We start from the raw sequence: 24,915 nt of genomic DNA on the forward strand, positions 1-24,915 counted from the left end.
ATCTCTCGATAAATTATATTTTGACAGATATAGATAGTTTTTTTAAATTAATTATGATTTTGAAGCTTCTGTTACGAACTTAGTAAAGTCTTGAACAGCTTGTCCTGTTGTTACTGAAGTTTGTAATCCATCTCATGCTGCATCTAATTGTTTTCTATATGAATCTGCTCTTAATGAACCAGGTTCTTCGAAAATTACATATGTAGGGTCTGTAGCAACTTTCTTAAATTGTTCAAAAGCAACTTTTAGATATGCATTTGTTCCAATGAAGTTTGCTGTAGCATCTTCTAGAGAAACATTTTCAAATCCTGCATATGGTAAGATGTAACTCATTTGTTTTTGGATGTAATCTCTTGGTGTGTATTGAGTTTGTTGTGTATCATCTGGGTCAAATACATATTTTGAAGTAGATGTAATTAATCATTTCATGAATTGTTTTGTTGCTAATTCATCTGTTGGGTTAGAAACTAGACCCATGATAGAAGGACCTTGACCAAATACAACATTCTTTGTGTTTGTTGATTCTCATTTTGTGGGAGTTGGTAATGAAATTAATTCATCTTCTCCTAAGAAGTTTGCTTGTGATTTGTGTTCAATTGAGTATCCTAATTCTTTTAATGTTGCATTAGCTGATTCAGAAATTGCATATGTATCTGTAACACCATTTTTGAATGCTAAGATAATTTGGAATGTAACTTTATCTTTTGAGTCATTCTTTAACATTCCAGCATATAGTTTCTTTTGTTTAGCTAATTCTAAGAATGCTTTTTCATCTGCTTTAGTTGAATCATATGGTAATACTAAGAATCCAATTTGTGAGAAGGCTCTTCTTGAGTTTGTTTTTGCATCTTTAACAACACTTTCAAATAATGTTTGATCTTCTTGTGTAGCAAACATTTGTGAATATTTACCAGGAAGTGTATTTTCTAATGCAGTAGCTGTTAAGGCATTATATGCATAGATTCCATTCATCTTGCTTCCTAATAGATATAATGGAGTAACACTAGCTGCTGGTGTATCAGCTTGCACACTTTGTAATCCAGCTTTTTCTGGTAATGTAACTAATTGGTATCCTGTACCATAGTTTTCTCTAACATCTGTAAATTTACCATTTTTATCATTGAAGTTTAGTGATGAAACTTCTTGTCCATTTAATGTTAGAGCATAAGTTGTTAATTCACCTTTAACGAAGTTGTGTGAATATCCAGCTGTAGAACCAATTGAGAAAGCAAATTTGTGTTTTTGTTGATCTCTAGATGAGAATTGCCCACCTGGGAATAATTTTGTTCCACCTGCTTCAACTGATGCTTTAACTGCTTCATAAATTTGTTTTGAGCCTTGGTTTGCGGCTGAACCATCTTTTTGAAGTGTTGTGTATGAAATTTGAACACCATCGTTATTGTGGTTAACTGATTGAATCATCTTAGATGTATCACCATCTAGAATTGAGAATAAAGCTTGTTCATATAATGATGTTGCCGAGTCAACCCCAAAAATGTGAACTGAAGCATTTGCTGGTTTTTGGTTATTTACTGATTTTACAAATAACCCTTGAGCAAATTTAGCGAATTGTAATAATTCTTTGTAGTTTTCAAAAATTGAATATGAAACCACATAGTCTTTACATAATTCTTTAATGTTAGATACAGGATTTCCTCAAGTTGTTTTGACAACTGAGGCATCTGCTGCACCTTTTGTCTTAATATCATTATATAAAGCTGTCATTTTTTCATCACCTTGTTTAATTGAACCACCATTTTCTAGGATTGTTCCTAAAATATAGTTCATAACTGGTGCGTTTAATGATAAAACGTTTGTACTCTTTAATGCAGGTAAAACTCATGATGAAGGTTTATCAATATTTTGAGTTTCAGCGTTAATTGCAGTAAAGTTATTTGAGAAGTTTGTTAAGTCTAAGTTAATTTCAGGATCATTGTCATTGAAACTTAATAACATGTCTTTTGATCCAAGTGATGAAGCAACTGGAGCATAGTTTAAGACAATGTCAGCAAAGTTAGGGTTTCCATTTTGTACAGCTTGTGAAACAGCGTTAGCACCAGCTGAGTATCCTGATCCTAGTGGTTTAGTATCAACTTCTTTTGCAGCTAATGAAAGCCCAACAGGTGAAACAAAGTTAATTCCATCTTGGTCATCAGCGTGTGTTTTCTTGTATTCTTCAAATGCTGCTTTATTCTTTTGCACTAAGCCATTATATACAGCAATGATTTGGTCAATACCAACTGATTGTACTGAACCTTGAGCGAATGTGTGCCCAATAATAATTTTTGTTTTAACTTCTTGTGCATATTGTGCTTTTGCTGCATCTTCACTTGAGTTAGATTTATTTCCAACTGAGTTAGCAACACGTTCAGCCATTGTAGAAGTTTGACCTAATAAAGTAATTTTACCTAATTCAGGGTTAATTTCTCATGGAGCTCTTGTATCTTTGTCATCACCATCAACAGGTTTAACCTTATCGTTTTTGTCATGACATCCAGCTGAAAGAGCAACTGTTGTTACACCAACAAGCCCTGCAGCTCCTAATAATATATTTTTAAATTTAAAATTCATAAATTAAAACTCCTTAAATAAACAAATATAAAATATTTGTTCTTGCTTGTGTTTTGTATTTTTCAAGAAATGTCTGAGCAATTAAAAAGTCTTTAATTTGTGTCCTGCTCAAATTACAATTTCTATAATTAATTATAGAGCATTTATTTTTTTATATTATGCAAAAAATTTATTTCCACATTTTGTTCCACATTTGCAGATTATATAAAAAAGCTCGCTTTTTATTATTTGGCGAGCTCTATTTCATAGACATTTTGGACTGTTTTAGACATTTTTCTAATAGTTCCAAATTCTTTTTTAAATTCTTCAAGTTGATTAAAAGCTTCAAAAGACTGTTTTGAGCTTCAACGTTCGATAACAAGAACTTTATCTTCAGCTTCTAATCCATATTCAAAAGAAAGATTTTCTTCTTTCATTCTTGTTTTTTTAGTTAAGATATATAAATAATCAATGAATCCTTTCATTTTTTCTGGATTAATTATATATCTTGTAGCTTTTGCAAAAATCATATTAAATACTCCTAAACATAGTATCTGGTATTGCTTAAATAAATACTATTTCTTAATTCTTGAAAAAAGAATAAATTCTTTCCCTTGATTAATGTTATCAAATTTAGACCAGTTTGTTACTAAATCGAATGAAAAATTATTCAATCCTAAGATTTGAGCAACTTCTTGAGTTTTTCTTGGTAATACTGGAGCTAAATATAATGAGGCAGCATAAATACCATTAAACAATCTAACAAGGATTTGTTCTAAACGTGGTAAGTCTTCTTTTAAGGTTCAAGGTTTTGTTTCATCAATATATTTATTTAATTCACTTGAAAGGTCAATTGCTACCTTTAAAGCTTTATCAACTTCTAGTGCATCAAAGTGTGCTTTATATGTTGCAATTGAACTAGTAATTTTTTCTTCAATAGCTAAATCTACAGCAAAGTCAGAAGTTTGATAGTGTAAAGGATTTTGGAAGCTATTAGCTTTCATTTTTACACTACGAGCCACTAAGTTTCCGTAGTTATTGATTAAATCAGCGTTAACTACATCGATGAAACGATTTTCTTCTCAAACTCCATCTTCTCCAAGAATAATTTGTGAGGCAAAATAATATTTGATCATTTCTGGATGGTATTTTGCAAGTAATTCATATGGGTCTACAACATTATTTTTGGATTTAGACATTTTACCAGTTGGAGTAACAAGTCAACCATGAGCTTGGATTTTACTTGGCTGTTTTAAATTTAAAGCTTGTAAGAAAATTGGTCAATAAATCATATGGAAACGAGAAATTTCTTTACCAATCAAATGTACAACTTGAGCATCATTTCAATATTGTTCAAATTCTATAGATTGCTTTTCTTTTGTAACATCAAAGCCTAGTGCAGTAATGTAGTTACATAAAGCATCCAATCATACATATAATGTGTGTGTTGGATCTTCATTAATTTTAATTCCTCATTCTATATTGGTTCTTGTTACCGATAAATCTTCAAGTCCCTTGAGTAAAAAATTATTTTTCATTTCGTTAATGATTTTATTTGGTCCTAAAAAATCTGGGTGTGAATCAATGTATTGAATTAATCATGGAGCAAACTGATTCATTTTAAAGAAGTAAGAATCTTCAGAGACATTAATTAATTGGTGACCACTTTGAGGGTGATAATATGCGCCATATTTATATATAGCTTGAGTTTCGGTTAAAAATTCTTCATCACTAACTGAATAAAGCCCTTCATATTTACCACGATAAATGTAACCTTTATCTAAGAAATATGAAAAGATATTTTTAACACTGTCACAGTGGGTTGGAGCACTTGTACGAGAAAAGATATCATATTCAATGTCAAAATCACGTCACATTTGTTGGTATTTTGCAACTAAATTATTAACAAAATCTTGTGGTGCTATACCTTGTTCTGCAGCTTTTTGTTGGATTTTTAAACCATGCTCATCACTACCAGTTAGCATTTTAACATTGTAACCATCAAGTTTTTTATAGTTTGCGATTACCCAAGCTAAAGTAGTGGTATATAGGTGCCCAATGTGTAAGTTACCACTAGCATAATATATTGGTGTTGTAATATAAAAATTCTTTTTCATTTTTGCTCCTTAGACTTTTTTAGGCTTATATAAAGCTTTAATTTCAGGCAAATAGGCATGATTATTTTTATCAGCACTATCATGTAGGTAAAGGTTAGGAAGAAAATGTACTCCTCAGCCAGCTTGATAGCGTGCTTCGATTAAAGCAAATTTGGGTTTATCATCAATTCTTGGCAAAATAAATTGAATTCTTTTTGGTTCAAATTTATATTTGCGTAAATATTCAAAAGTATCAACTAATCTTTCGACAGGCAGTACAATAGTTAAAAAACCTTTTTGTTCAATTATTTTGCTGCAGCCCATGATTAATTGCTCTAAATTTAAGTAGATTTCATGTGTTGCAATTAGTTTTTCTTGGCTAATATCTTTTTTTATTTTACTTTTATCATATGGATAAAAGGGTGGGTTGCAAAAAATTGTTTGATATTTAGCTCGTGCTTCTTTAGTATGTTGCTTTCAAAAATCATTAAAGTCAGCACAAATCACATTGATTTGATCTTGCATTTGATTCATTTCAACATTTTGTTCAGCTAATTGTGCAGCTTTTGCTTGAATTTCAACCGCATCAATTTTAAGTTTAGATGAACGTGAAGCTACAAAAATTGATAGCGCACCATTATTAGTTCCGATTTCAAGTGCTTTAGTAGTTTTTTGAGTTAAATAAATAAAGTTACCAAGCAAAATAGTATCAACTGAATAGTTGAACATTGTTTTATCCTGGTAAACATATAAATTTGAATCAAAACCTAAAGAGTTTTTTACCAACTTATTTTCTTTGTTTCTTAAACTTTGCATTGTTTCTTTCAGCTTCTTCTTTTTGTTTTTTATTCATATAGTCTTGATATAAATCAGCTAAGACACAATCCACCTTACCCTCAACTAAGTCTACTCCAACAACAACTACATCGACATAATCACCTAAAGTAAACTTACGGTTAGCTGAAACCAATTTTGTAAGTACATCATTAGCTTCGTATTCGCCATCAATTAAGGTACTTTTATGCACTAAACCACTGGCTTTAAATTCGAATTCAACAAAGAATCCAAAATTTAAAATACTTAAAATTTGAACCTTAAAGGTTTTTCCAATTTGGTTCTTTAAGAATTCAGCAAATTTTAAATCATTAACATTCCGTTCAATTTGCACAGCCTTTTGTTCACTCTTGGTATTTAAATCTCCAAAAATAGGTAGCATTTCTCTGTATTCATCTAACTTGTCATACTCTTTATTAATTAAAAAGTTTCTAATAGTACGGTGAATTACTAAGTCAGGATATCTACGAATTGGGCTAGTAAAGTGACAATAGAATTTTGACGCAAGCCCAAAGTGCCCAATATTATTATCTGAATAAATAGCTTTTTGCATTGAACGTAAAAACATTAATTTAACAAAGTCATCATCACGTTCATTTTTTACTTTTGTAACAAAGTCAGCAAATATTTTAGGTGTTATAGTATTGGCTTTTAATTCAGTTGCAGAAACACTAATAGCAGCTAGTGAGTTCTTTAATAAAGTTAATTTATCTTCATCAGGTGTTTCATGCACACGGTAAAGTACAGGTAATTTAGCGTCAAATAAATATTTAGCCACAGTTTCATTAGCTCTAACCATGAAGTCTTCAATCAATACTTCACTAAATCCACGAGGATTGATTTCAATGCTTTTAACTCTTCCTTCTTCATCAAGTTTAATTTTTGGTTCTTGAATTTCGAAATCTACATAACCTTCATTAATTTTGTATTTATGTAAGATTAAACTTAATTCTTTAGCTGTAAGTAGCATATCCTTTAAACATTTAACTTGTTTAGGATCATCATTTTCATTTAATAAACCTGTTTTATAAAACTTATCAACATTTTTATAGGTTAATCTAAACTTACTTTCAATTATTCCTTGTGAGATCTCAACATTAACATTATTACCTTGTGGGTCAATTTCCATTTCACAAGCCAAAACAAAACGATCTTCGTTTGGATTAAGAGAACAGATTCCATTAGATAATTCAACTGGGAGCATAGGAATAACACGATCAACGAGGTAAATACTTGTTCCACGTTTTAAGGCTTCTTCATTGATAGCTGTTTCTTCTCTAACATAGTAAGAAACGTCAGCGATATAAACTCCTAAAAAATAGTTTCCATTAGCAAGCTTTTTAACAGTGATAGCGTCATCAAAGTCCTTAGTGTCATCTCCATCGATAGTGACTATCATTTCATCACGAAAGTCTTTACGGTTACTTCAATCTTCAGCCACAATTGTGCTTGGTATTTGACTAACTTCCTGCGCCATATTTTCTGGGAATGATAATGGTGCTTTAATTTGTTCTAAATATGATTTAACAAAAACCATAGGATCGGCTTCATTTGTAATCACACGAGCAACTTGAATATCGATGCAGTTTCCTTCATAAGCTAAAATGTTGCAAGTTACTAAATCATTTAACTTAGTTGGAACAGTTGAAGAAATCAATTTTCACTTACTCGTCTTAAGTCTATTGTCTACTGGTACAAAATATTTGGTGTCATTTTTTTCTTTAATAAAACCAACAACATCTTGGTTGTTTCTTTGCACTATTGCAGTTACTACTCCATGAGTTAAATCATCTCCACCAGGAAGTTCTGATTTATAAACATTAACTTTTACAGTGTCTCCATTAATTGCGCCATTAAAGTTAAATGATTTAACATAAACACTTTTCTTGGTGTTGTTTTCTTCATCAATATCATAGTCAACAAAACCGAAATTTCCTTTTTGAGAAACATTTAAATTACCTTCAATCGTTTCCTCAAGCACTGGTGCATAATATTCATCGCGATTATTTTTAAAAACTAAATACTCACCTTGAAGTTCTGAAAGCACTCTTGTAAGCGATTTATTATCTCTTGGCAAGATTTTAAAATGTTTTGCAATTTCCAAAAAAGCTTTTGGTTTTCCATTTTTTATATAGTCATAAATAAGATTTTTTTTCATACTACATTAAGATTCTAATTACCAGTGATCCCACTATGATTAATGTCCCTAGTGTAATCATTGAATATTTTAAAATCTTTTTTACTCCCCTCTCTTTTGAATGTTTAAATAAGTCCAAATCACCAGAACCAACTAAAGCTCCTGAAAAACCGTTAGAATCAGGTGACATTAAGAACGAAACTATGATAATTAAAAAACCTATTATCAGTAATACAACTACTAAAGAAGTCATCATTCCTCCCAAAATATTTAAATAGTATTTAAATAATACCACAAATACCGAAAAAATTATTGTTAGTTAACAGTCTTTTGAGCTTTTGTATAAGTGGTAAAAAAATATTTTTCAGCCTTAACTATTCAATATGACTTTTGTTTAATATATTTTCAAAACATTTAGTATGTTAATTCTAACACAAAATATTTTACTAATGCACCTATAAAATAGGGACAATTGACTCAGATACTGTAGCAAATTTAGCCTTTTCAAAATAGATTTTTTCTAACTTATATAGCCTTTTAAATTTAGAGAGTATAATTAAAATTATGAAAAAAATATATAGAAATTTATTATTAACCAGTTCTGCTTTAGCAAGCATTGTTTTACCAATGGTCTCAAGCAGTTGCAATCACAAAAATGAAACAGACCAAAATCAAAATAAAATTATTGAAAGTATAAAAGCTTACAGAGATATCTGTCAGCTGTATGTAAACCAAGCTAATAAATACTTTACACAAGTAATTGTTGATACTAAGAATGATCAATTTTTAGCACCAATAGCAAATAAATTTTATGGAGAATTATCACTTTCAACCCCTAATGGTAAGCTTGATAATCTTTTCTATAATTATTACAATGATATTGAAAATGTAAACAAATTTTCTGCTAAGATGGAACAAACATTTGATGAAATTCTTGCAAAAGTGACAAATGTTAATATGGGGAACCCAATTGATTTTTACAGAAATGTATTACAAAGCCATCAGTCAATTGGTGATATGTATAATAACTTTATTCAAACTTATGGTGCAATACTAGGACAAGCTGAGAAAGTTAACTCTGAAAAAGTAAAAGAATATCAAAACAAATTTGTTAATGGCTTAGATATAGCTAAAAAAATGTTTCAATTTTCATTAGTGCCAACCGCATTGCTTCAATTAGAAATCAAGAACTATGGAATGTATGACATGTTATTTAATTTAAGCAAAACACTTCAACAACCAAATGAGCAGCTAAGTGAAGTAATTAAAAATAGCAATGCATGAATTGAAAAATGATTAAATTACGTTAATGGATATAAAGTGGAAAACATCATAAATGATAAGTGAGAACTAAGTAATATCATTACTGAAATTCATAATGATTTTCAAAATAATGTATCTAAACCTTTTTACACTCAATTCATGGATAAAGTTTTACAAAACAGACAGCCTGCAGAATTGTTAAACAAAGAATTTAATAACAATCCTGTTTACTTTAAGTTTAATACATCAAATCAAGATGTTAATGAACTTAATACAGCAAGCGCAATCCTAAAACAAGATGCAATAGCTAATGATAAGAAAATAAGTGATGCCATTAAGAATTTGGAAAAAAAATACAGCGAATATGGTAAAACTTTGAATCCAAGTTATGAAATTGACAATTTTATCAATGGCATAGATGTTAAAGTCAAACTAGCCTATCTTTCTAACGCACAAAAACAAGAGACCGATAGTCTTTCTGCTACTCTTTATAGTCGCGATGTAGCAACTAAGAAATTTAATTCACAGCCTAATATTAATACAGGATTAGCTCAAAAATTTGATGAAAGTAATGTTAACTATGTAATTAAATTAAACATGCCAAGCAATGTTGCAGCACAATTAGGTTTAGTTGTTTCACCTTCAAAAGACAATCCTGAAATCAAAGCATTTTATGATGCCACAAATGGTTATTTACCATTTGGTATTAGAGGACTTAATACAACTAAAAATTATGTAATTGGGCAAAACCTCCTTGTCTTTGACTCCTTATACGCAGGGCTAGAAGGAAATAGATCTATTATTAATCAATGAGATCAATTTATTTTTGAAAACTACAATTTTGTCTTAGTAAACAAAGATACGCCAATAAATGTTGAGACATATATTGGTATTAGCGATGATTTATATAATAAATTCTTTAATAATAAGTCAAAAGAACAATTAACAGGACTAATCAAAAATAAACAAGAATTAGAAAACAAAAAAATACTACTTGAAGATAAATATCTTCCATGAGTAAAGAATTTCTTAATTCCTAAATATCAAATTAATAGTAATATGACTTCAGATCAATACTACAAAGATAAATTGGCTCAAATTCTTACTAATAAAGATGGAAAAAACTACATTACAGTTGATAAGTGAATGCAAGCATTAAGCAATATATTAGATTATTTAGCTGCTGCGCCAAATAAAGATCAAAGCGAAAGCACTATTCAAAATGCTGTTAAAGAGCTTAATGACCAGAAAGATAGCCTAACTAAAGAATATGAAGAACAAGTTAAGGGAATTAATGATGAAAAAGCTAAACAACAAGCTATTGTAGATGGAAAAGATTCAACTGATGATGCTAAAAATAATGCAAAACAAGCGATTCAACAATTAAACTTGGCTCTAGATACTGCCAAAAACAATTACAATAAAAATATAGAGGCATTGAATTTCCAAATCACTGATGCAAAAGTGACAATTCAAGAATGAATCCAAAAAGCACAAGAACATGGGCTTGAAATTAGTCAATATAGTGATATTGATGTAATAAAAAATAAAGTGACTTCTATTTTAAATACAGTTAAGGAACCAATTAATCAAATTCAACAACAAATCGACAAATTGACTGATACTGAATTATTGAGCATACTATTTAGATTACAAAGTAATAATTAAGGAGTGTTATGAAATACACATCTCTAATAAAATTACTTGCTTTGCCAAGTATTTCATTAATAGCAGTTTCTAGTAGCTGTCAAAGTAATAATCCAACCCAAAACAATTTATATGCTAAGACTTTTGCTACTGAGGCTCAAGTATTTGTTAATAACTATACTAAAATGCAAAAACAAATTGTTGACTATATCCTAGCACAAAGCAAAATTAATTTAGCACTTAGAGAACAAATTGAATCTTATAGATTGCAAAAACCAAGTAGCTTTAATAAATATTTTTTACCTTTTGCACAAAATCAAGTTCAAGGTGATAATATCTTTAATACTAAATATAAGGAATTTAAAGTTATATTCCAACAAAAAAATATAACAAGTTTTTCACTTGCTAAAGCTATGGAGAATTTTGTTAATGAAATGGTGAGTGAATGTAATGAAATGCTACTCACATTAAATCAATATTTTAATATTGATCAAAATTTTACATACAATTTAGAAGATGAATTTGCCAATGTGCAAGCTATATCCCAAATCTATTATCTCAATTCAATTTACAATCATATTTTGAGTAATCTTTCAAGTTTAAAAACTAAAAAGCTAATAGAACAAGATAAAATAACTAATTTTAGTCAAAAAATAGAAGACAATTTGAACCAAATTAAAAGTTTATGCCAAATAAAAAATAGCAATATTGAAATTAGCAATTCTTATAAAACAGGAATAAAAGCTGCTTTTAGTAATTTAAACAAAATTATTGAGATTTACAAAAATGAATTCGGAGCAATTTATCTCCAATCTCTTGATTTGAACAAAAATAATGTTTTTACTTCATCCATTAGTTCAATGAATAATCAAATGAAAATGCTAATTAGCCAAGAAGGAAACAACTTAATAACTGATTATTTATTTATTGATCCTCATGCTTTTATAACTGCAGCTAGCCAACTTGGAAATATTAATTATGTCAATGAATTAAACAAATTAAGAAAAGAAAATTATCATATTATTTCTAATTATATAATTGATGATTTGCTTTATGATAAAAAGCTTCATTTGAAAAGCAACTTGCATAATAATGTTAAATTCGACTTAGCACTAGTTGCTAAAAAAGAAGGTAAATTTAATTTCGTTCAAGAACTAGCCAGTCCTAACTTCGGAACAAAGCTATCCCAAGAAAAACAATTAACTAACGCAAATTATTTAATGCGCTTACAAGTTAATCAAAATCAACTAAAATCACTTGGTATTTCTCTGATCTCTATATTACAAAACTCTGTGTTCAATAAAAAAGGAAATGTGATTTTATCCCAACCTGAAAGTTTAGTTGCTTCTGCAGCATTCCAAAATAACAAGTTACAAGTTTCACTAGCTTATAAGGATGAAAATTACGTGGTGCCCGCTGGGTGAGATACAGTTTTATATCCAAATAAAAAAATTGCTCTTTCTTATAACTATCCACACAATGTTGAATTAAGTATTTTTAACATTTATCTTAAGTTAGATCAAGAAACTTATAACAAATTAATGCAAATGCAAGATAATGACACATTTGACTTAAAATTTTTATAGAAAAATAACTACTAGTGCGCTAGTAGTTATTTTAGTTATTTATATGCGATTTTGTCAGCATATACTTCAGGTGTAAATTCTTTAATGAATTCTGTCATTAAATCGATTGTAGCTTGAATATCAACAAGAGAACATGAACCAATTGGTGAGTGTAAGTATCTTTGTGGAATTGAAATAGTCATTACAGAAACACCACCTTCACCGTATTGCAATTCAGCAGCATCAGTTCCACCACCTTCAGCTACATATTTATAAGCAGGAATATCTTTTCTCTTTGAAATATCCATTAAAACTGCAAGTAATTTTGGATCAGGTAATGTACCACCATCTTTAACTAATAAAGAAACACCTTTACCAAGAACTGGTGTACCAGGTTTACATCCAGTTGTATCATGTGAAGCACCTGTATCAACAGCAAAAGCTACATCAGGGTTAATAATTGAAACTGAAGTTTTAGCACCTCTAGTTCCAACTTCTTCTTGCACTGTTCCAACTAGGTATAAATCACAAGCTAAATCTAAGTCAGCTAGGTTATTGGCAATAAATTCTAAAGCTGTAACCCCAGCTCTATTGTCCATAGCTTTACCACCGATAATATTATTTGCAAAGTGAATTGTTTCACCAGATAAGAAAATTTTATCTCCAATTTCAATACCAGCTTCTAGCACTTCTTGTTTATTAGCGTATCCTAAATCAACAAATAAATCAGCTTCCTTGATTGCGACAGTAATTTTGTCTCTATCCATAATGTGAATTGAAGTGTGTCCAAAAACACCTTCAAATCTTTTTCCAGTAGCATTAGAAACTACAGTAGCTTTAGTTCCAATAACTACACTTGGTCATACTCCACCAATTGTAGTTACTAAGATATTTCCATTATCCGCAATTGATTTTACCATGTATCCAACTTCATCCATATGAGCTGCTAACATTACTTTAGGAGCATTAGCAACTTTTGAAGGTTTATGGAAAATAATTGATCCAAAAGCATCTCTGGTAATTTCATATTTGTTTTTGATGTTTGCTCTTAATTCATTAGCAACTGGTTCTTCAAAACGAGAAATTGCTTCAATTGACATGTATTTAGCTAAACGACTAGCTAATTTTTCATATTTTTTATCCATTTTAATTCTCCTTTAATAATTCATTTAATTTTGCTTCCATTGATTTAAAATCAACTTGTTCATTTGTGTTTTCGTTAATTTGCATATATTTAATTTTATTTTGTTCATCCAATATGAATAAAGAACGAGCACATAATTGTAATTGTTCAATTAGCACACCAAGTCCACGTGCAACGTCATGTGCTAAGTAGTCTGAGTATAATTGAACTCTTCCAGTTTCATGGTCTTCTGCATAGTTACTTAAGGCAGTAGGTAAATCCATTGAAAATGTCACAAAGTCAACATCTTTATATTTACGTGATAATTCAGCCATTTTTAAAATTTGCATATCACACACCATAGTATCAGCTGATGGGAATGTTCCTAATACTAAATATTTATGTTCACGTTTTGGCATACTTTGGTCAAATTTACCTTCTTTAGCGCCTTGAAGTACTACTTCATTACCAACAATTGGTGCTGTACCAGCAAGGTTATAATCCTTATTCGCGAATTTAACTGTTCTCATAATTCTCCTTTATTTTTCATTTATTCAATTTTACTAAATGTTAGCTTTTGTGATAATTATTTTTAATTCAAAAATACTCCATTTATTATTGATATGGAGTATTTCTAAGTCAATATCTTAGTAATAAAAGATAATATCAAATATTTCTTGCTTATCATTTAATTTTGATTGTACTTCTTTTTTGAAATTAATATATTTAATTGCATTTTCATTAGAATCAAATATTACATCATAATCATTCGGCAACGCTGAAGAATTCATAAATATTTTATCTTTTAAGATTCAATCTATGATTTGTTTCGCAATCTGAACACTCATTTTTGCGTATGGATTATCATTAACTTTTTCAAAATTAATGTTATATACGTAACCACAACTTGGTTCTATATATTGCTTATCCCAAAATTGGTTTAATTTTATTGTTGGTACAAAAACATCAAAATCCTTTTTAGCATTTACCAATAGGCAGTCACCATTTGATGTAGCTCACAATATCATTTGTACTAAATCCCATATCTTATAAGGAACTGCAGACATATCTGAGTTTCTTTTTAATGTAAGTGATGTATGACTTTCATTATTTATAATATCATTAAGTCTATTACACATTAACAAGAATAAATGTTCTGCCTTAGTGATTTTTTTCTTAGCAATTGTGGCTTCAAACCCATGGTAACTAGATATCTTCTTCATTTTAAAAGGCGCAAAATCATTGTCAACTATTTCAGAAAGACTGTCTAAATTTTCAACAGCATTGATCAATTCTTGTTTATCTTTTTCATTCAATATTTCGCTATCAATTGATCTAATTGCTTGTTCTGAACTTTGATCAACATTTGTATTTTTTAAAAAGCATATATTTGTATAAGCCTTTAACATAAGCTTATAATAATCTTTATCAGTTATTTTGGCACCCACATTGTCACGTTTTATATATGCAGATAGTTGACTCGGAATGTTTGCTTTACCAATTTTCAGACTTCGACTTTCATTCTTATTATTTCTATCATTATTTACACTATTATGATTACAATTAGTAGCAATTGTGCACAGCACAGGTAAAGTAATAGTGCTTAGAGTAATTAATAAATTCTTTTTCATCATTTTCCTCTTCTGGTCTTAATATATTTTTAGTGTGCAATTACTACACACTTTTATTATATATTTTTTACATTTCTGCCCAAGACACTAGAAATGATTCCAGATTAGGATTATAAAAAAGACTCCTAAGGAGTCATATGGTGCCTTAGACAGGACTTGAACCTGCACGGATTGCTCCAGCGGATTTTGAGTCCGCAGCGTCTACCATTCCACCACTAAGGCAATAAGCTATATAATTATATAGCTTTTTTATTTGCTTTTAGTAATTATTTGCAATTCTTTCATAATTTTTACGATTTTTAGCTTCATAAGCAGCAAATAAATCATCATAATTATAACCCAACATTACAAAGCTTCCTAGAGCTACTTGGAACGCTTTTAATATATTATCTTTATTAATATCTTTCATAATGTTGGCTATTGCAATAAATAGTTGTTGAAATTGCAAATTGATATCATCACTTAAAATTAAAGGTTCAATTTCAGGATCAATTTCAAATTTATATGAGAAATTAACCAAAAAGTGAATTAAGTCTGCAAATTCTTCAGTTACTGCAGATTTTTTAATATCCTTGTGAATTTTTCAATATTTAAAGCTTTGAACTTCATTAATATATTCTGCTGCCTCAATAATTAAAGCTAGTGTTTTTTGAACTTTGATATCTTCAACATTTAAATCAGGGTTTGCATCTTGACTCTTTTTAGCAATTTGCTTGTCAAGTTCTTTTTGCATATCAAAAATTTTTGTTAAATTCATAGCTGTATTATATTACTTTTATTCTTATCAGTTAATAAAAAACAGTCATATGTTGGCTGTGTACTAAAGATTATTAATTAAAATAATTTCCTAAATATTTTACTACTACAAACACATGTGTGTCACCAATGGAACAACACATTGTTATTGCTTATACAAATATTGTACTACCCTAAAACTTTCTTGAATTTCTCACCCAAGTTCATTTGGTTATTGCTTATACAAATATTGTACTACCCTAAAACCAAAATGAACCATTTTTTCAGGGCTTGGTAGTTATTGCTTATACAAATATTGTACTACCCTAAAACTATTACTATCTGTTAAATTTTCGCATATATGTTATTGCTTATACAAATATTGTACTACCCTAAAACATAAATATATTTTTAATGGTGAATATAATAGTTATTGCTTATACAAATATTGTACTACCCTAAAACAAATAGAAATTTGAGTTTTGCAATGTAACAGTTATTGCTTATACAAATATTGTACTACCCTAAAACCTGTTTTAGATTGAGCAATTTTTGCTAATTGTTATTGCTTATACAAATATTGTACTACCCTAAAACAATTCAAGGCTCTAACGTAAAATTGTTCGTGTTATTGCTTATACAAATATTGTACTACCCTAAAACTAACTTGCGAGTTCACTATTCGATAGCTTTGTTATTGCTTATACAAATATTGTACTACCCTAAAACCAGACAAGCTTTTTAGAATAACAGAATTTTGTTATTGCTTATACAAATATTGTACTACCCTAAAACTTGTTTTTTTATTTTTAAATGTACTTCAAAGTTATTGCTTATACAAATATTGTACTACCCTAAAACCTGTTTTAGATTGAGCAATTTTTGCTAATTGTTATTGCTTATACAAATATTGTACTACCCTAAAACTTGTAGTTATTTTTGTCATTTTATACTCCTGTTATTGCTTATACAAATATTGTACTACCCTAAAACTTTTGTTGTTGCTTTAGTTTTTCAATGATTGTTATTGCTTATACAAATATTGTACTACCCTAAAACTTCATTTAAGCTAATTTGATTTAGACGATCGTTATTGCTTATACAAATATTGTACTACCCTAAAACTGTTCAAAATTAGCCCTCTTGCTATTTTGAGTTATTGCTTATACAAATATTGTACTACCCTAAAACCTGCTTGTTCATTGTTTGAAATTGTATTATGTTATTGCTTATACAAATATTGTACTACCCTAAAACGTGAAGTGATAGATCGTGTGATAAATGTTGTGTTATTGCTTATACAAATATTGTACTACCCTAAAACCAGACAAAGGTGTTCGTGCTGAATTTGCTGGTTATTGCTTATACAAATATTGTACTACCCTAAAACTTGCACCTGCTCACTTTCCTATATAATCCTGTTATTGCTTATACAAATATTGTACTACCCTAAAACCTTCGATTTCGTATTTTGGCTTAATTATACGTTATTGCTTATACAAATATTGTACTACCCTAAAACTAAATCGGCGTAATTTGACCCATTTCCAAAGTTATTGCTTATACAAATATTGTACTACCCTAAAACAATAAGCACTAATATTATATTTTTATATAGGTTATTGCTTATACAAATATTGTACTACCCTAAAACAAATAGAAATTTGAGTTTTGCAATGTAACAGTTATTGCTTATACAAATATTGTACTACCCTAAAACAGAAAATGGTTCTGGTGCTGAAGGTGTTTTGTTATTGCTTATACAAATATTGTACTACCCTAAAACAAGCACCTAGAAGAGTATAACCTAACATTTGTTATTGCTTATACAAATATTGTACTACCCTAAAACAGGTATCCTCAATTTTAGGAATACGTCAATGTTATTGCTTATACAAATATTGTACTACCCTAAAACTGTAAGTAATACGCATATTTTTATATCTATGTTATTGCTTATACAAATATTGTACTACCCTAAAACTCTTTCCAATCAGTAGTGTAGCCGTCATATTGTTATTGCTTATACAAATATTGTACTACCCTAAAACTAGCAGACGCAGGCCTAGTAGGAAACAGAGGTTATTGCTTATACAAATATTGTACTACCCTAAAACCCAATAAAAGTTTTTGTATATGTTTGTTTGGTTATTGCTTATACAAATATTGTACTACCCTAAAACTTAAGTTTGTAATAGTTCCAAGAAATGCTTGTTATTGCTTATACAAATATTGTACTACCCTAAAACAATAGTACTCTTCATAACCAAAAGCTTGTAGTTATTGCTTATACAAATATTGTACTACCCTAAAACTTTTTGAAGTTAGTTGTTGTAATGTTGTTAGTTATTGCTTATACAAATATTGTACTACCCTAAAACCTTGGATATCTTCTAAAAGTTCTTTATTGTGTTATTGCTTATACAAATATTGTACTACCCTAAAACAGTGGAATTATATTATTAGCAACTTGTTAAGTTATTGCTTATACAAATATTGTACTACCCTAAAACAATACAGAAATTTTAAAAGACTTTAAAAATGTTATTGCTTATACAAATATTGTACTACCCTAAAACTGAATTTGTTTAAGACTAATATTTTTTGGTGTTATTGCTTATACAAATATTGTACTACCCTAAAACCACCACCCTCTCATTGATATTGAACACTATGTTATTGCTTATACAAATATTGTACTACCCTAAAACACAAAAATTTTAATGCTATACGTCGTGATTGTTATTGCTTATACAAATATTGTACTACCCTAAAACTTTTGTTGCTTTAGTTTTTCAATGATTTTAGTTATTGCTTATACAAATATTGTACTACCCTAAAACAAAAAGTCTTGTATTGGTCGTAAAGTTGAAGTTATTGCTTATACAAATATTGTACTACCCTAAAACAAGTTATTTAATAGTGTTTAAATCTAATACGTTATTGCTTATACAAATATTGTACTACCCTAAAACTTAAAATTCCGGCTTCTGTTAAGGTTTCAAGTTATTGCTTATACAAATATTGTACTACCCTAAAACTTGTTGTTTTTACATAATGAACATAATTATGTTATTGCTTATACAAATATTGTACTACCCTAAAACTGTGTTATATGACGGATTAGCTTTAGGATTGTTATTGCTTATACAAATATTGTACTACCCTAAAACTGCAGAATATGAATTTAATGCAGAAATCTTGTTATTGCTTATACAAATATTGTACTACCCTAAAACATACATAAGCACTCTTATTAACTGCATAAAGTTATTGCTTATACAAATATTGTACTACCCTAAAACGTTATAGAAGCTCTTGCAGGAACTGCTGGTGTTATTGCTTATACAAATATTGTACTACCCTAAAACGTAAAGCTTTAGCTTTTTCTGCTAACTTTCGTTATTGCTTATACAAATATTGTACTACCCTAAAACATTTAAGTTAGGCGCTTCCACCCACTGTTTGTTATTGCTTATACAAATATTGTACTACCCTAAAACCTCATTTTGTTAAAAAATATTATTTTTTAAGCTGAACTTTATTTTATCTATTTCTTTATTAGACATATTGGCTATCATATTATTACTAATTTCCTTTTGAAACAATTCTTCTAAAAAATATTCAAATCCATCTATGCTTTCTATCTTTATTATTCTGTTATTTTGTTCGTCAACTAAAGCATATGCCTCAAATAATTCAAAATTATTTTTTAGTTCGTAAATAATATTATTTTTCAAAACAATTATATTATTAACCGCGATATGACTTGAAAGTTCAGAAATTTTCAGTCTATCAAAATCTTTAAGTATTATTGTTTTAGGTTCGTTTTCGTATTCTAACAAGTTCAAGTAATTTAATATATCATCTTCACTAACGTAATCATCTGATATATTAATTAAAGATTTTATAACTTTAATAGATGAACTATCCAAAGAAACAATATCATTATTAAAGTTTTGATTAATAACCTTTAATATGTTTTCAAAAATATAATCAGTATTTAATACTTTGGTATAGTCAATATTTATTGTTGAAAGCAATTTAGTAATAATATTTTTACTATTGAACGCAAATAGATCTGAATACTTAGTTAAGGGAGATATTATGACACAATCAGATAATCAAATGTTTTTATTATTAATTTCAATCGATGCATCTTCTTTTTGTTTTTCGTAAATAAACATTTCTTTTAAAAAATTCGTAGTATTTGCTACATCTAAAAATAGTAGTCCGTTAAAATTTTTAATTTCATTTTTGTATGTTTTAATTTTCATTATAGTTCTATATAGTCCTCTCTATCATTATAAATTTCATTAAGATTTTTTTCACCTGTTAAAATCTCCATATTTTGGTATTGATTTTCTGTTAACATAATAACTCTAACATTTGCTTTGATTGGTAAAATTTTTTTAATTTTTTCTAATTCATATTTGTACACAGTATGCGATCCGATACATTTGCAATATATAGAATACTGCAACATAAAATATCCAAGTCCAATTAATCTATCTCTAAATTTTTGTGCAGCTTTATCGTTTTCATCAGTTTGATAAATATCATAAAAAATTAATATTCTCATATATCTACTTTTAGTCTCAATCAATAATATATTCCTCTTCAATCACATCACCTGAAATAATAGACTTAATAAATTGATCAATTAAATCATTTCAACTTTTGTGATTTTTAAATGTTAAATTTTCAAATGCACTAAATAGTGCCTTTTTATATTCTGCAAAAGAGTCGTTTTTATCTTTGATTAAAAAAGAATATGTAAAATAATCGATTATTGGTCTAAAAATTTCCATTGCATCACATGCTAACGCAAAATAATTATTAAAACTTTTATGAAAAATTCCTAATCTATTATCAAGACCATTTTTAATCAAACTTCTTGAAACATAGCTCATAAGAACAATATAGCCAAAGTTTAAAAACTTATTTATTATATTGTTATCATCTGAGCGACTAAATGTACTGCCATATAATAATTTAAAACTAAGCTTAGCAGCATGCCCTTCACAATTATTTTCATCCCCTTCTTTGACATTAGAATAATATTCAACTAATTTATTAATATCTTCTTCAGAAGCAATATTTAGATAATAAATCAGCTTAGCATAATTAATGATTTTAAGTCTAATAATATGTTTTCACATTTTATTTTTAAAAGTTTGATCTCATCTTATTTGCGCTAAATAATTCTTATTAGAATAGTATGAATTAATAGGATTTATTTGTATTGTGGGCTGATATTTATTATTGCAAATAATTAAATTTATATTATTATCAACAATTTTATTAAGCAGTGGGACAGTAATCGAACAAAATGGATTAGTAATTAATATAGTATCTATTGTACGTAAAGGAATCGTAATACGCGTTCCATCTTTATTAATAATCAATGTATCTAAGAATAAAGAAAGATATTCAGTTTGAGCTATTTCAATAACTTTTTTTGACATAAAAAGAAAAAACCAGAGTAAACTCTGGCAGTTACGACAGTCATATAAAATATGACGTCTTATTTTAGGGTATTGACAATATCTGTATAAGCAATAATATTTATATTGTCATATATATTATATATTATTTAAAATATTTGTCAATTAAAATTTTATTTAATCCCAAAATATCCGGTTCATCAGGAGAGCCATGTTTTCCATCTAATATAATGTAATCACCCAAAAGTTTATTGATTGTTTTTGGTATTCTTTTTTCTTCTACTTTATTATTCTTGATTAATTTTTCATTAGATTTTCTTACGTATTTTAATTCATTTCAATCTTTAATATTTTGGAATGACGAAATATAAAATAGCTCTCTTCTTTCCTTTTCTATAAGTGTAGTTCCCCGAACTAAAATTCTTCAAACAACATAATTTTGATCAATTTGTTTTTCTTTTAAATATTTAATAAATCTTTTATCTTTTGAAAAGTCGTGCTTTAATATATCTAATTCATTAGTGTTAAAATGAGTATTTAATGTGTTTATTGGAATCCTTACATATTCAGGCATTTTTCCAACAACATTATCCTTTTTCTTCATAATCATTAAACCTACAGAGTTAATAGAAGTTTGATACGCTTTTGGTAAATCTGTCTTACTGTCCTTCTTAACAATTATTAATCCAGATGTATCTTTTAATTTGTCTCCTTTGACTCTTAAATGTTTAATTCTAAATGTATTTTCATTTGTAGAATCATAAAATACAACTGTTTTTGAATTAACCATTTTAGATATAAACTCTGGTGAAAATTTATCAGGATAGTTTTTGCATAAATCACCCATGTACTTATTAAACACACCTTGATCAGTATTTTTATATTCTGATTCATATTCTAAATAAACTGATTTGATTAAATCAAATAAATATGGATTAGCTTGTGCTAATAAAATATTTTCCTTTTCAGAGTTAAATAACTTATCAATATCTGACTTTTTACTAAATAAGCTCTTTTTATTAATTTGTCTAAATTCATCTTCATCTTTAATCATAGAATATACTGTGCTATTAAATAATTGCATATTAGACTTAATTTCTTTTTTACGTGAAAATTGAACTCTAAAGTCAATGTTATCAAGGTTTTTTTCCATTTCACGTGCTATTTGGCTGATTTCATTTTGTATTTTTAATTGTTTTCATGTATTGCTATCAATTTCTGTTATTTCTCCAGTTTTTATATCTTCCTTGCGTCATGTACCTGTTGAAGCTGATTTATAAATTTTATAATTGCTCATGTTTTGCAATTGATGATATAAAGTTTTAGTCTCATTAGCAAACATTGCAATAATACTTGCGTCAATAGCGTGGTGAGAATAATCATCACGATCTTTCTTTCGTAATTTTTCACTAAGCATGTTTTTTCTTATAAATGAAGTAACACCTCCATTTATAGAAATTACAGGAAACATAGATTTATTACCATTTGAAATATTTTTAGAATATTCTTGTAAAGCATCTCTAAACACAACTGTAGCATATCTTGTATCATTTAAATTACGAGCTAAGAATCCAATATCAAAAGAACTTTGTTCTTCTTGAGTAAGTAGTTTTTTGTACTTTTTAGTCTTTTCAAGAGAATTGACAAATCCCTCGTTGCTATTAGCATATCATCTATCACAATTTTTAACATATTCATCTCACGTAATTCCTGCCATACCTGAATTTATAAATTCATATGGTGTTTTTTGGCCTTTAAGCTGATTAGATTTTTTTAAAACAAGAACCTTATTACTGCTTGAATCATCGAATGATTGGCTATAAGGTAATATGTGATCAATTTCTGTATTAGTGAATATTTCTTCAAAAAGTATTTCTTTTCCAGAATATAAGTCATTATGATCTTGTTGTAATCATAATAATGTTTTATAGCTTTTAATAGGCGATTTTAAAACATCTTCTATTAATACTTCATTTATATTTAAACTCTTTAAGTGTTTTTCAATAATTTCCCTATTGCTTTTAATTATCTTTTCATAATTCTTTTTGTTTTTAGATATATCATCATCAGATAATTCTCTCGCTAATTCGATAACAACTTTAGAAATTTCGAATTTTTTTCCAAATTTCTTCTTAATTGCATTAAAAACTTTAGTTGCTTCCCTTAATATTTTTTTAACACCTGGTGATAAAATTGCTTCATCAATAAAATCTGGGCTTAAATATTTTGAAGATTTCTTATTATTTGCTACACCATTTCTATTTTTTGTAATTTCTTCTTTAAAAGATTCATCATAATTCTTCAAAGCTTCAAAATTTCATCCCTTATCTTTCTCTTTGCTATAAGGAATATTTTGTATACCGATCATTTTAGAAATTACAAATGTAATTGCTTTTTGTGACAATGAATGAGTTTTTGATAATTCGTTTTTAAAATCTTCAGATATACCTTTGAACAAACTGCATAAAGGCTCATATTGATTTTTTACTATAAAATCAAAAATTCTATCGTTTTTACATGCTAGTGCTAAATTATCTGTATTTGTTTTATCTAAGTAGGTGTAATTATGTGATAAGTATAAAAACATATTATCTAAAAAACTTAACTTGTCCTCTAAATTGTATTGTGATACAAATCTGATATCGAGATATTGTTTTAATTTTTGTACAAAGTCTGCTAATTTAGTTAAATCACCAAATTCAATTTTTCCATTTTTATTAAGTTTTAATCCTGATAATTTTAATTTATGTTCATTTTTATCAATATTTTCTATTTTTTCAAACTCAGATATTCCATCAAAATTATGTTCTATTAAAAAGGTGTTTACAGAATTTTCGATAGTTTTATTAATGATTTTATCTATTTGCGCTTTTTTAACTTTAGTATCTTTATCTAAATTTAATAAATAATCAATTATTCCATTTAAAAAGTTATATTTTTCTACTTGAGTAATAAATCAACCATTTAATAAATCTGATTTACTTCTAATTGTAGTTAGCTCATTTAATTCATTAAAAATTAATGCACTTGGTAAATTTTTAGGTGCGCGATATTCTGTATTAAAGACACTACATTTTCCAGTCGTCTTATCTCAAATATTTTTATAAAGTTGTACAGTCTTTTTTTGTTCTTTATCATAGCCGTATACACCATAAGGACTGGAACTATTTAAACTACCTGGTCCTTTCGACATCTCACGTACAAAGCTAAATAAAGCTAAATATTCATTAATAAATTCTTCAGGTAAATTGTCTTGTGAGTTTAATACTTGTTTTATTTCATTAAGCCATTGTTTATTCGAAAAATTAAAATCAGTCATTAATTGCTCATCTTTTATTTGATTTTGATCATTTAAATCAATAATCCCATTGTAAAAGCCATATTTGTTGTAATGCTCAAGCAATTTCTCACTAGGGTAAATATTGATGTTTTCGTTATTTTCATAAAAGTACCCTCTATTTTGGAGATAATCATGCAATATTCAAGCCAATTGTTTTGAATCAATAGTGCTATTTAAAGCTAAAACTTTTAGATTTAAAACAATATCATTTTCTTGTTGTTGTTTTGAATTATTTGCTAATATTTCAGACTTATCTTTGAATTGAAAGTAATCATTATATTTTCAAATTAAGTTCACTAATCTTTGATTCTTGTATTTTCTTCTACGAATTAATCTTCTCGCTCCTCTAAAAGCTCTTCTCTCTTCAGCTGTTTGTGCTGATGAAAATAATCTACTTCCTAAATAGTAAATTTGATTAGTTTTGGAGTCTACTACAGATCATCCAACAGAACCAACTCCAAGATCAAAACCTAGCGTTACTTCTTTTTTAGTGAAATTTTCATTATTGAAATTATTTTTCATTTAAGTTCTCCTTTATTTATAAATA

At 28.1% G+C, this 24,915-nt stretch carries 16 protein-coding genes, 1 tRNA gene and 1 CRISPR repeat array; of the genes, 2 read left to right on the forward strand and 15 right to left on the reverse strand.

What is annotated here, in order from left to right; all coding sequences use genetic code 4:
- Positions 1–51: 51 nt before the first annotated feature.
- From ACNQ12_RS01565 to secG, 6 genes are all read right to left on the reverse strand, one after another.
- Positions 52–2,571, reverse strand: a complete 2,520-nt coding sequence (locus ACNQ12_RS01565; protein WP_416754835.1) for a P68 family surface lipoprotein — start codon at positions 2,569–2,571, stop codon at positions 52–54.
- A gap of 224 nt (positions 2,572–2,795) precedes the next feature.
- Positions 2,796–3,080 (reverse strand): antibiotic biosynthesis monooxygenase family protein, encoded by a 285-nt coding sequence (locus ACNQ12_RS01570; protein WP_416738721.1) that lies wholly within the window; start codon positions 3,078–3,080, stop codon positions 2,796–2,798.
- A 45-nt stretch (positions 3,081–3,125) separates the two neighbouring features.
- The gene (metG, locus tag ACNQ12_RS01575; protein ID WP_418037043.1) at positions 3,126–4,667 is read right to left on the reverse strand and encodes a methionine--tRNA ligase; all 1,542 of its coding nucleotides are present in this window, start codon (positions 4,665–4,667) and stop codon (positions 3,126–3,128) included.
- 9 nt (positions 4,668–4,676) lie between these two features.
- The gene (locus ACNQ12_RS01580; RefSeq protein ID WP_416754833.1) at positions 4,677–5,462 is read right to left on the reverse strand and encodes a tRNA1(Val) (adenine(37)-N6)-methyltransferase; all 786 of its coding nucleotides are present in this window, start codon (positions 5,460–5,462) and stop codon (positions 4,677–4,679) included.
- Positions 5,434–7,638 carry a ribonuclease R gene (gene rnr, locus ACNQ12_RS01585; protein ID WP_418027392.1) on the reverse strand — a complete coding sequence of 735 codons (2,205 nt, stop codon included), beginning with the start codon at positions 7,636–7,638 and terminating at the stop codon, positions 5,434–5,436. Before rnr ends, ACNQ12_RS01580 begins: the two co-directional genes overlap by 29 nt.
- Position 7,639: 1 nt before the next feature.
- The gene (secG, locus tag ACNQ12_RS01590; RefSeq protein ID WP_416741926.1) at positions 7,640–7,870 is read right to left on the reverse strand and encodes a preprotein translocase subunit SecG; all 231 of its coding nucleotides are present in this window, start codon (positions 7,868–7,870) and stop codon (positions 7,640–7,642) included.
- Between the two features lie 311 nt (positions 7,871–8,181).
- Between secG and ACNQ12_RS01595 the strand changes: the two genes are divergently transcribed.
- Positions 8,182–10,548, forward strand: coding sequence for a hypothetical protein (locus ACNQ12_RS01595; RefSeq protein ID WP_418037045.1), 2,367 nt, complete (start codon positions 8,182–8,184; stop codon positions 10,546–10,548).
- Between the two features lie 8 nt (positions 10,549–10,556).
- Positions 10,557–12,113 carry a hypothetical protein gene (locus ACNQ12_RS01600; protein WP_418037047.1) on the forward strand — a complete coding sequence of 519 codons (1,557 nt, stop codon included), beginning with the start codon at positions 10,557–10,559 and terminating at the stop codon, positions 12,111–12,113.
- A gap of 35 nt (positions 12,114–12,148) precedes the next feature.
- Here ACNQ12_RS01600 and ACNQ12_RS01605 read toward each other — a convergent pair whose 3' ends face one another.
- The 9 genes from ACNQ12_RS01605 to cas9 form a co-directional block, all read right to left on the reverse strand.
- On the reverse strand, positions 12,149–13,237 hold the full coding sequence (locus ACNQ12_RS01605) for a zinc-binding metallopeptidase family protein (RefSeq protein ID WP_418019221.1): 1,089 nt from the start codon (positions 13,235–13,237) through the stop codon (positions 12,149–12,151).
- Position 13,238: 1 nt separating this feature from the next.
- Positions 13,239–13,745 (reverse strand): redoxin domain-containing protein, encoded by a 507-nt coding sequence (locus tag ACNQ12_RS01610; RefSeq protein WP_418037049.1) that lies wholly within the window; start codon positions 13,743–13,745, stop codon positions 13,239–13,241.
- Between the two features lie 117 nt (positions 13,746–13,862).
- Entirely contained in the window at positions 13,863–14,846 is a 984-nt protein-coding gene (locus tag ACNQ12_RS01615; RefSeq protein ID WP_418037051.1) for a hypothetical protein, read from the reverse strand.
- 138 nt (positions 14,847–14,984) lie between these two features.
- Positions 14,985–15,068: transfer RNA gene (locus tag ACNQ12_RS01620), tRNA-Leu, on the reverse strand.
- A 37-nt stretch (positions 15,069–15,105) separates the two neighbouring features.
- Positions 15,106–15,603, reverse strand: a complete 498-nt coding sequence (locus ACNQ12_RS01625; RefSeq protein ID WP_416754824.1) for a dUTP diphosphatase — start codon at positions 15,601–15,603, stop codon at positions 15,106–15,108.
- A gap of 143 nt (positions 15,604–15,746) precedes the next feature.
- Positions 15,747–19,084: direct repeats of the CRISPR family, unit length 36 nt; unit sequence GTTATTGCTTATACAAATATTGTACTACCCTAAAAC.
- Between the two features lie 9 nt (positions 19,085–19,093).
- Positions 19,094–19,858 carry a hypothetical protein gene (locus tag ACNQ12_RS01630; protein ID WP_418037053.1) on the reverse strand — a complete coding sequence of 255 codons (765 nt, stop codon included), beginning with the start codon at positions 19,856–19,858 and terminating at the stop codon, positions 19,094–19,096.
- Positions 19,858–20,163, reverse strand: a complete 306-nt coding sequence (cas2, locus tag ACNQ12_RS01635) for a CRISPR-associated endonuclease Cas2 (protein WP_416754820.1) — start codon at positions 20,161–20,163, stop codon at positions 19,858–19,860. Before cas2 ends, ACNQ12_RS01630 begins: the two co-directional genes overlap by 1 nt.
- Before the next feature lie 10 nt (positions 20,164–20,173).
- Positions 20,174–21,049, reverse strand: a complete 876-nt coding sequence (gene cas1, locus ACNQ12_RS01640; protein WP_418037055.1) for a type II CRISPR-associated endonuclease Cas1 — start codon at positions 21,047–21,049, stop codon at positions 20,174–20,176.
- Positions 21,050–21,173: 124 nt separating this feature from the next.
- Positions 21,174–24,890, reverse strand: coding sequence for a type II CRISPR RNA-guided endonuclease Cas9 (cas9, locus tag ACNQ12_RS01645; protein WP_418037057.1), 3,717 nt, complete (start codon positions 24,888–24,890; stop codon positions 21,174–21,176).
- Between the last annotated feature and the right edge of the window lie 25 nt (positions 24,891–24,915).

Source organism: Mycoplasma paraquilae (assembly GCF_048284415.1).
In the GTDB taxonomy this organism is placed as follows: domain Bacteria; phylum Bacillota_I; class Bacilli_A; order Mycoplasmatales; family Metamycoplasmataceae; genus Mycoplasmopsis.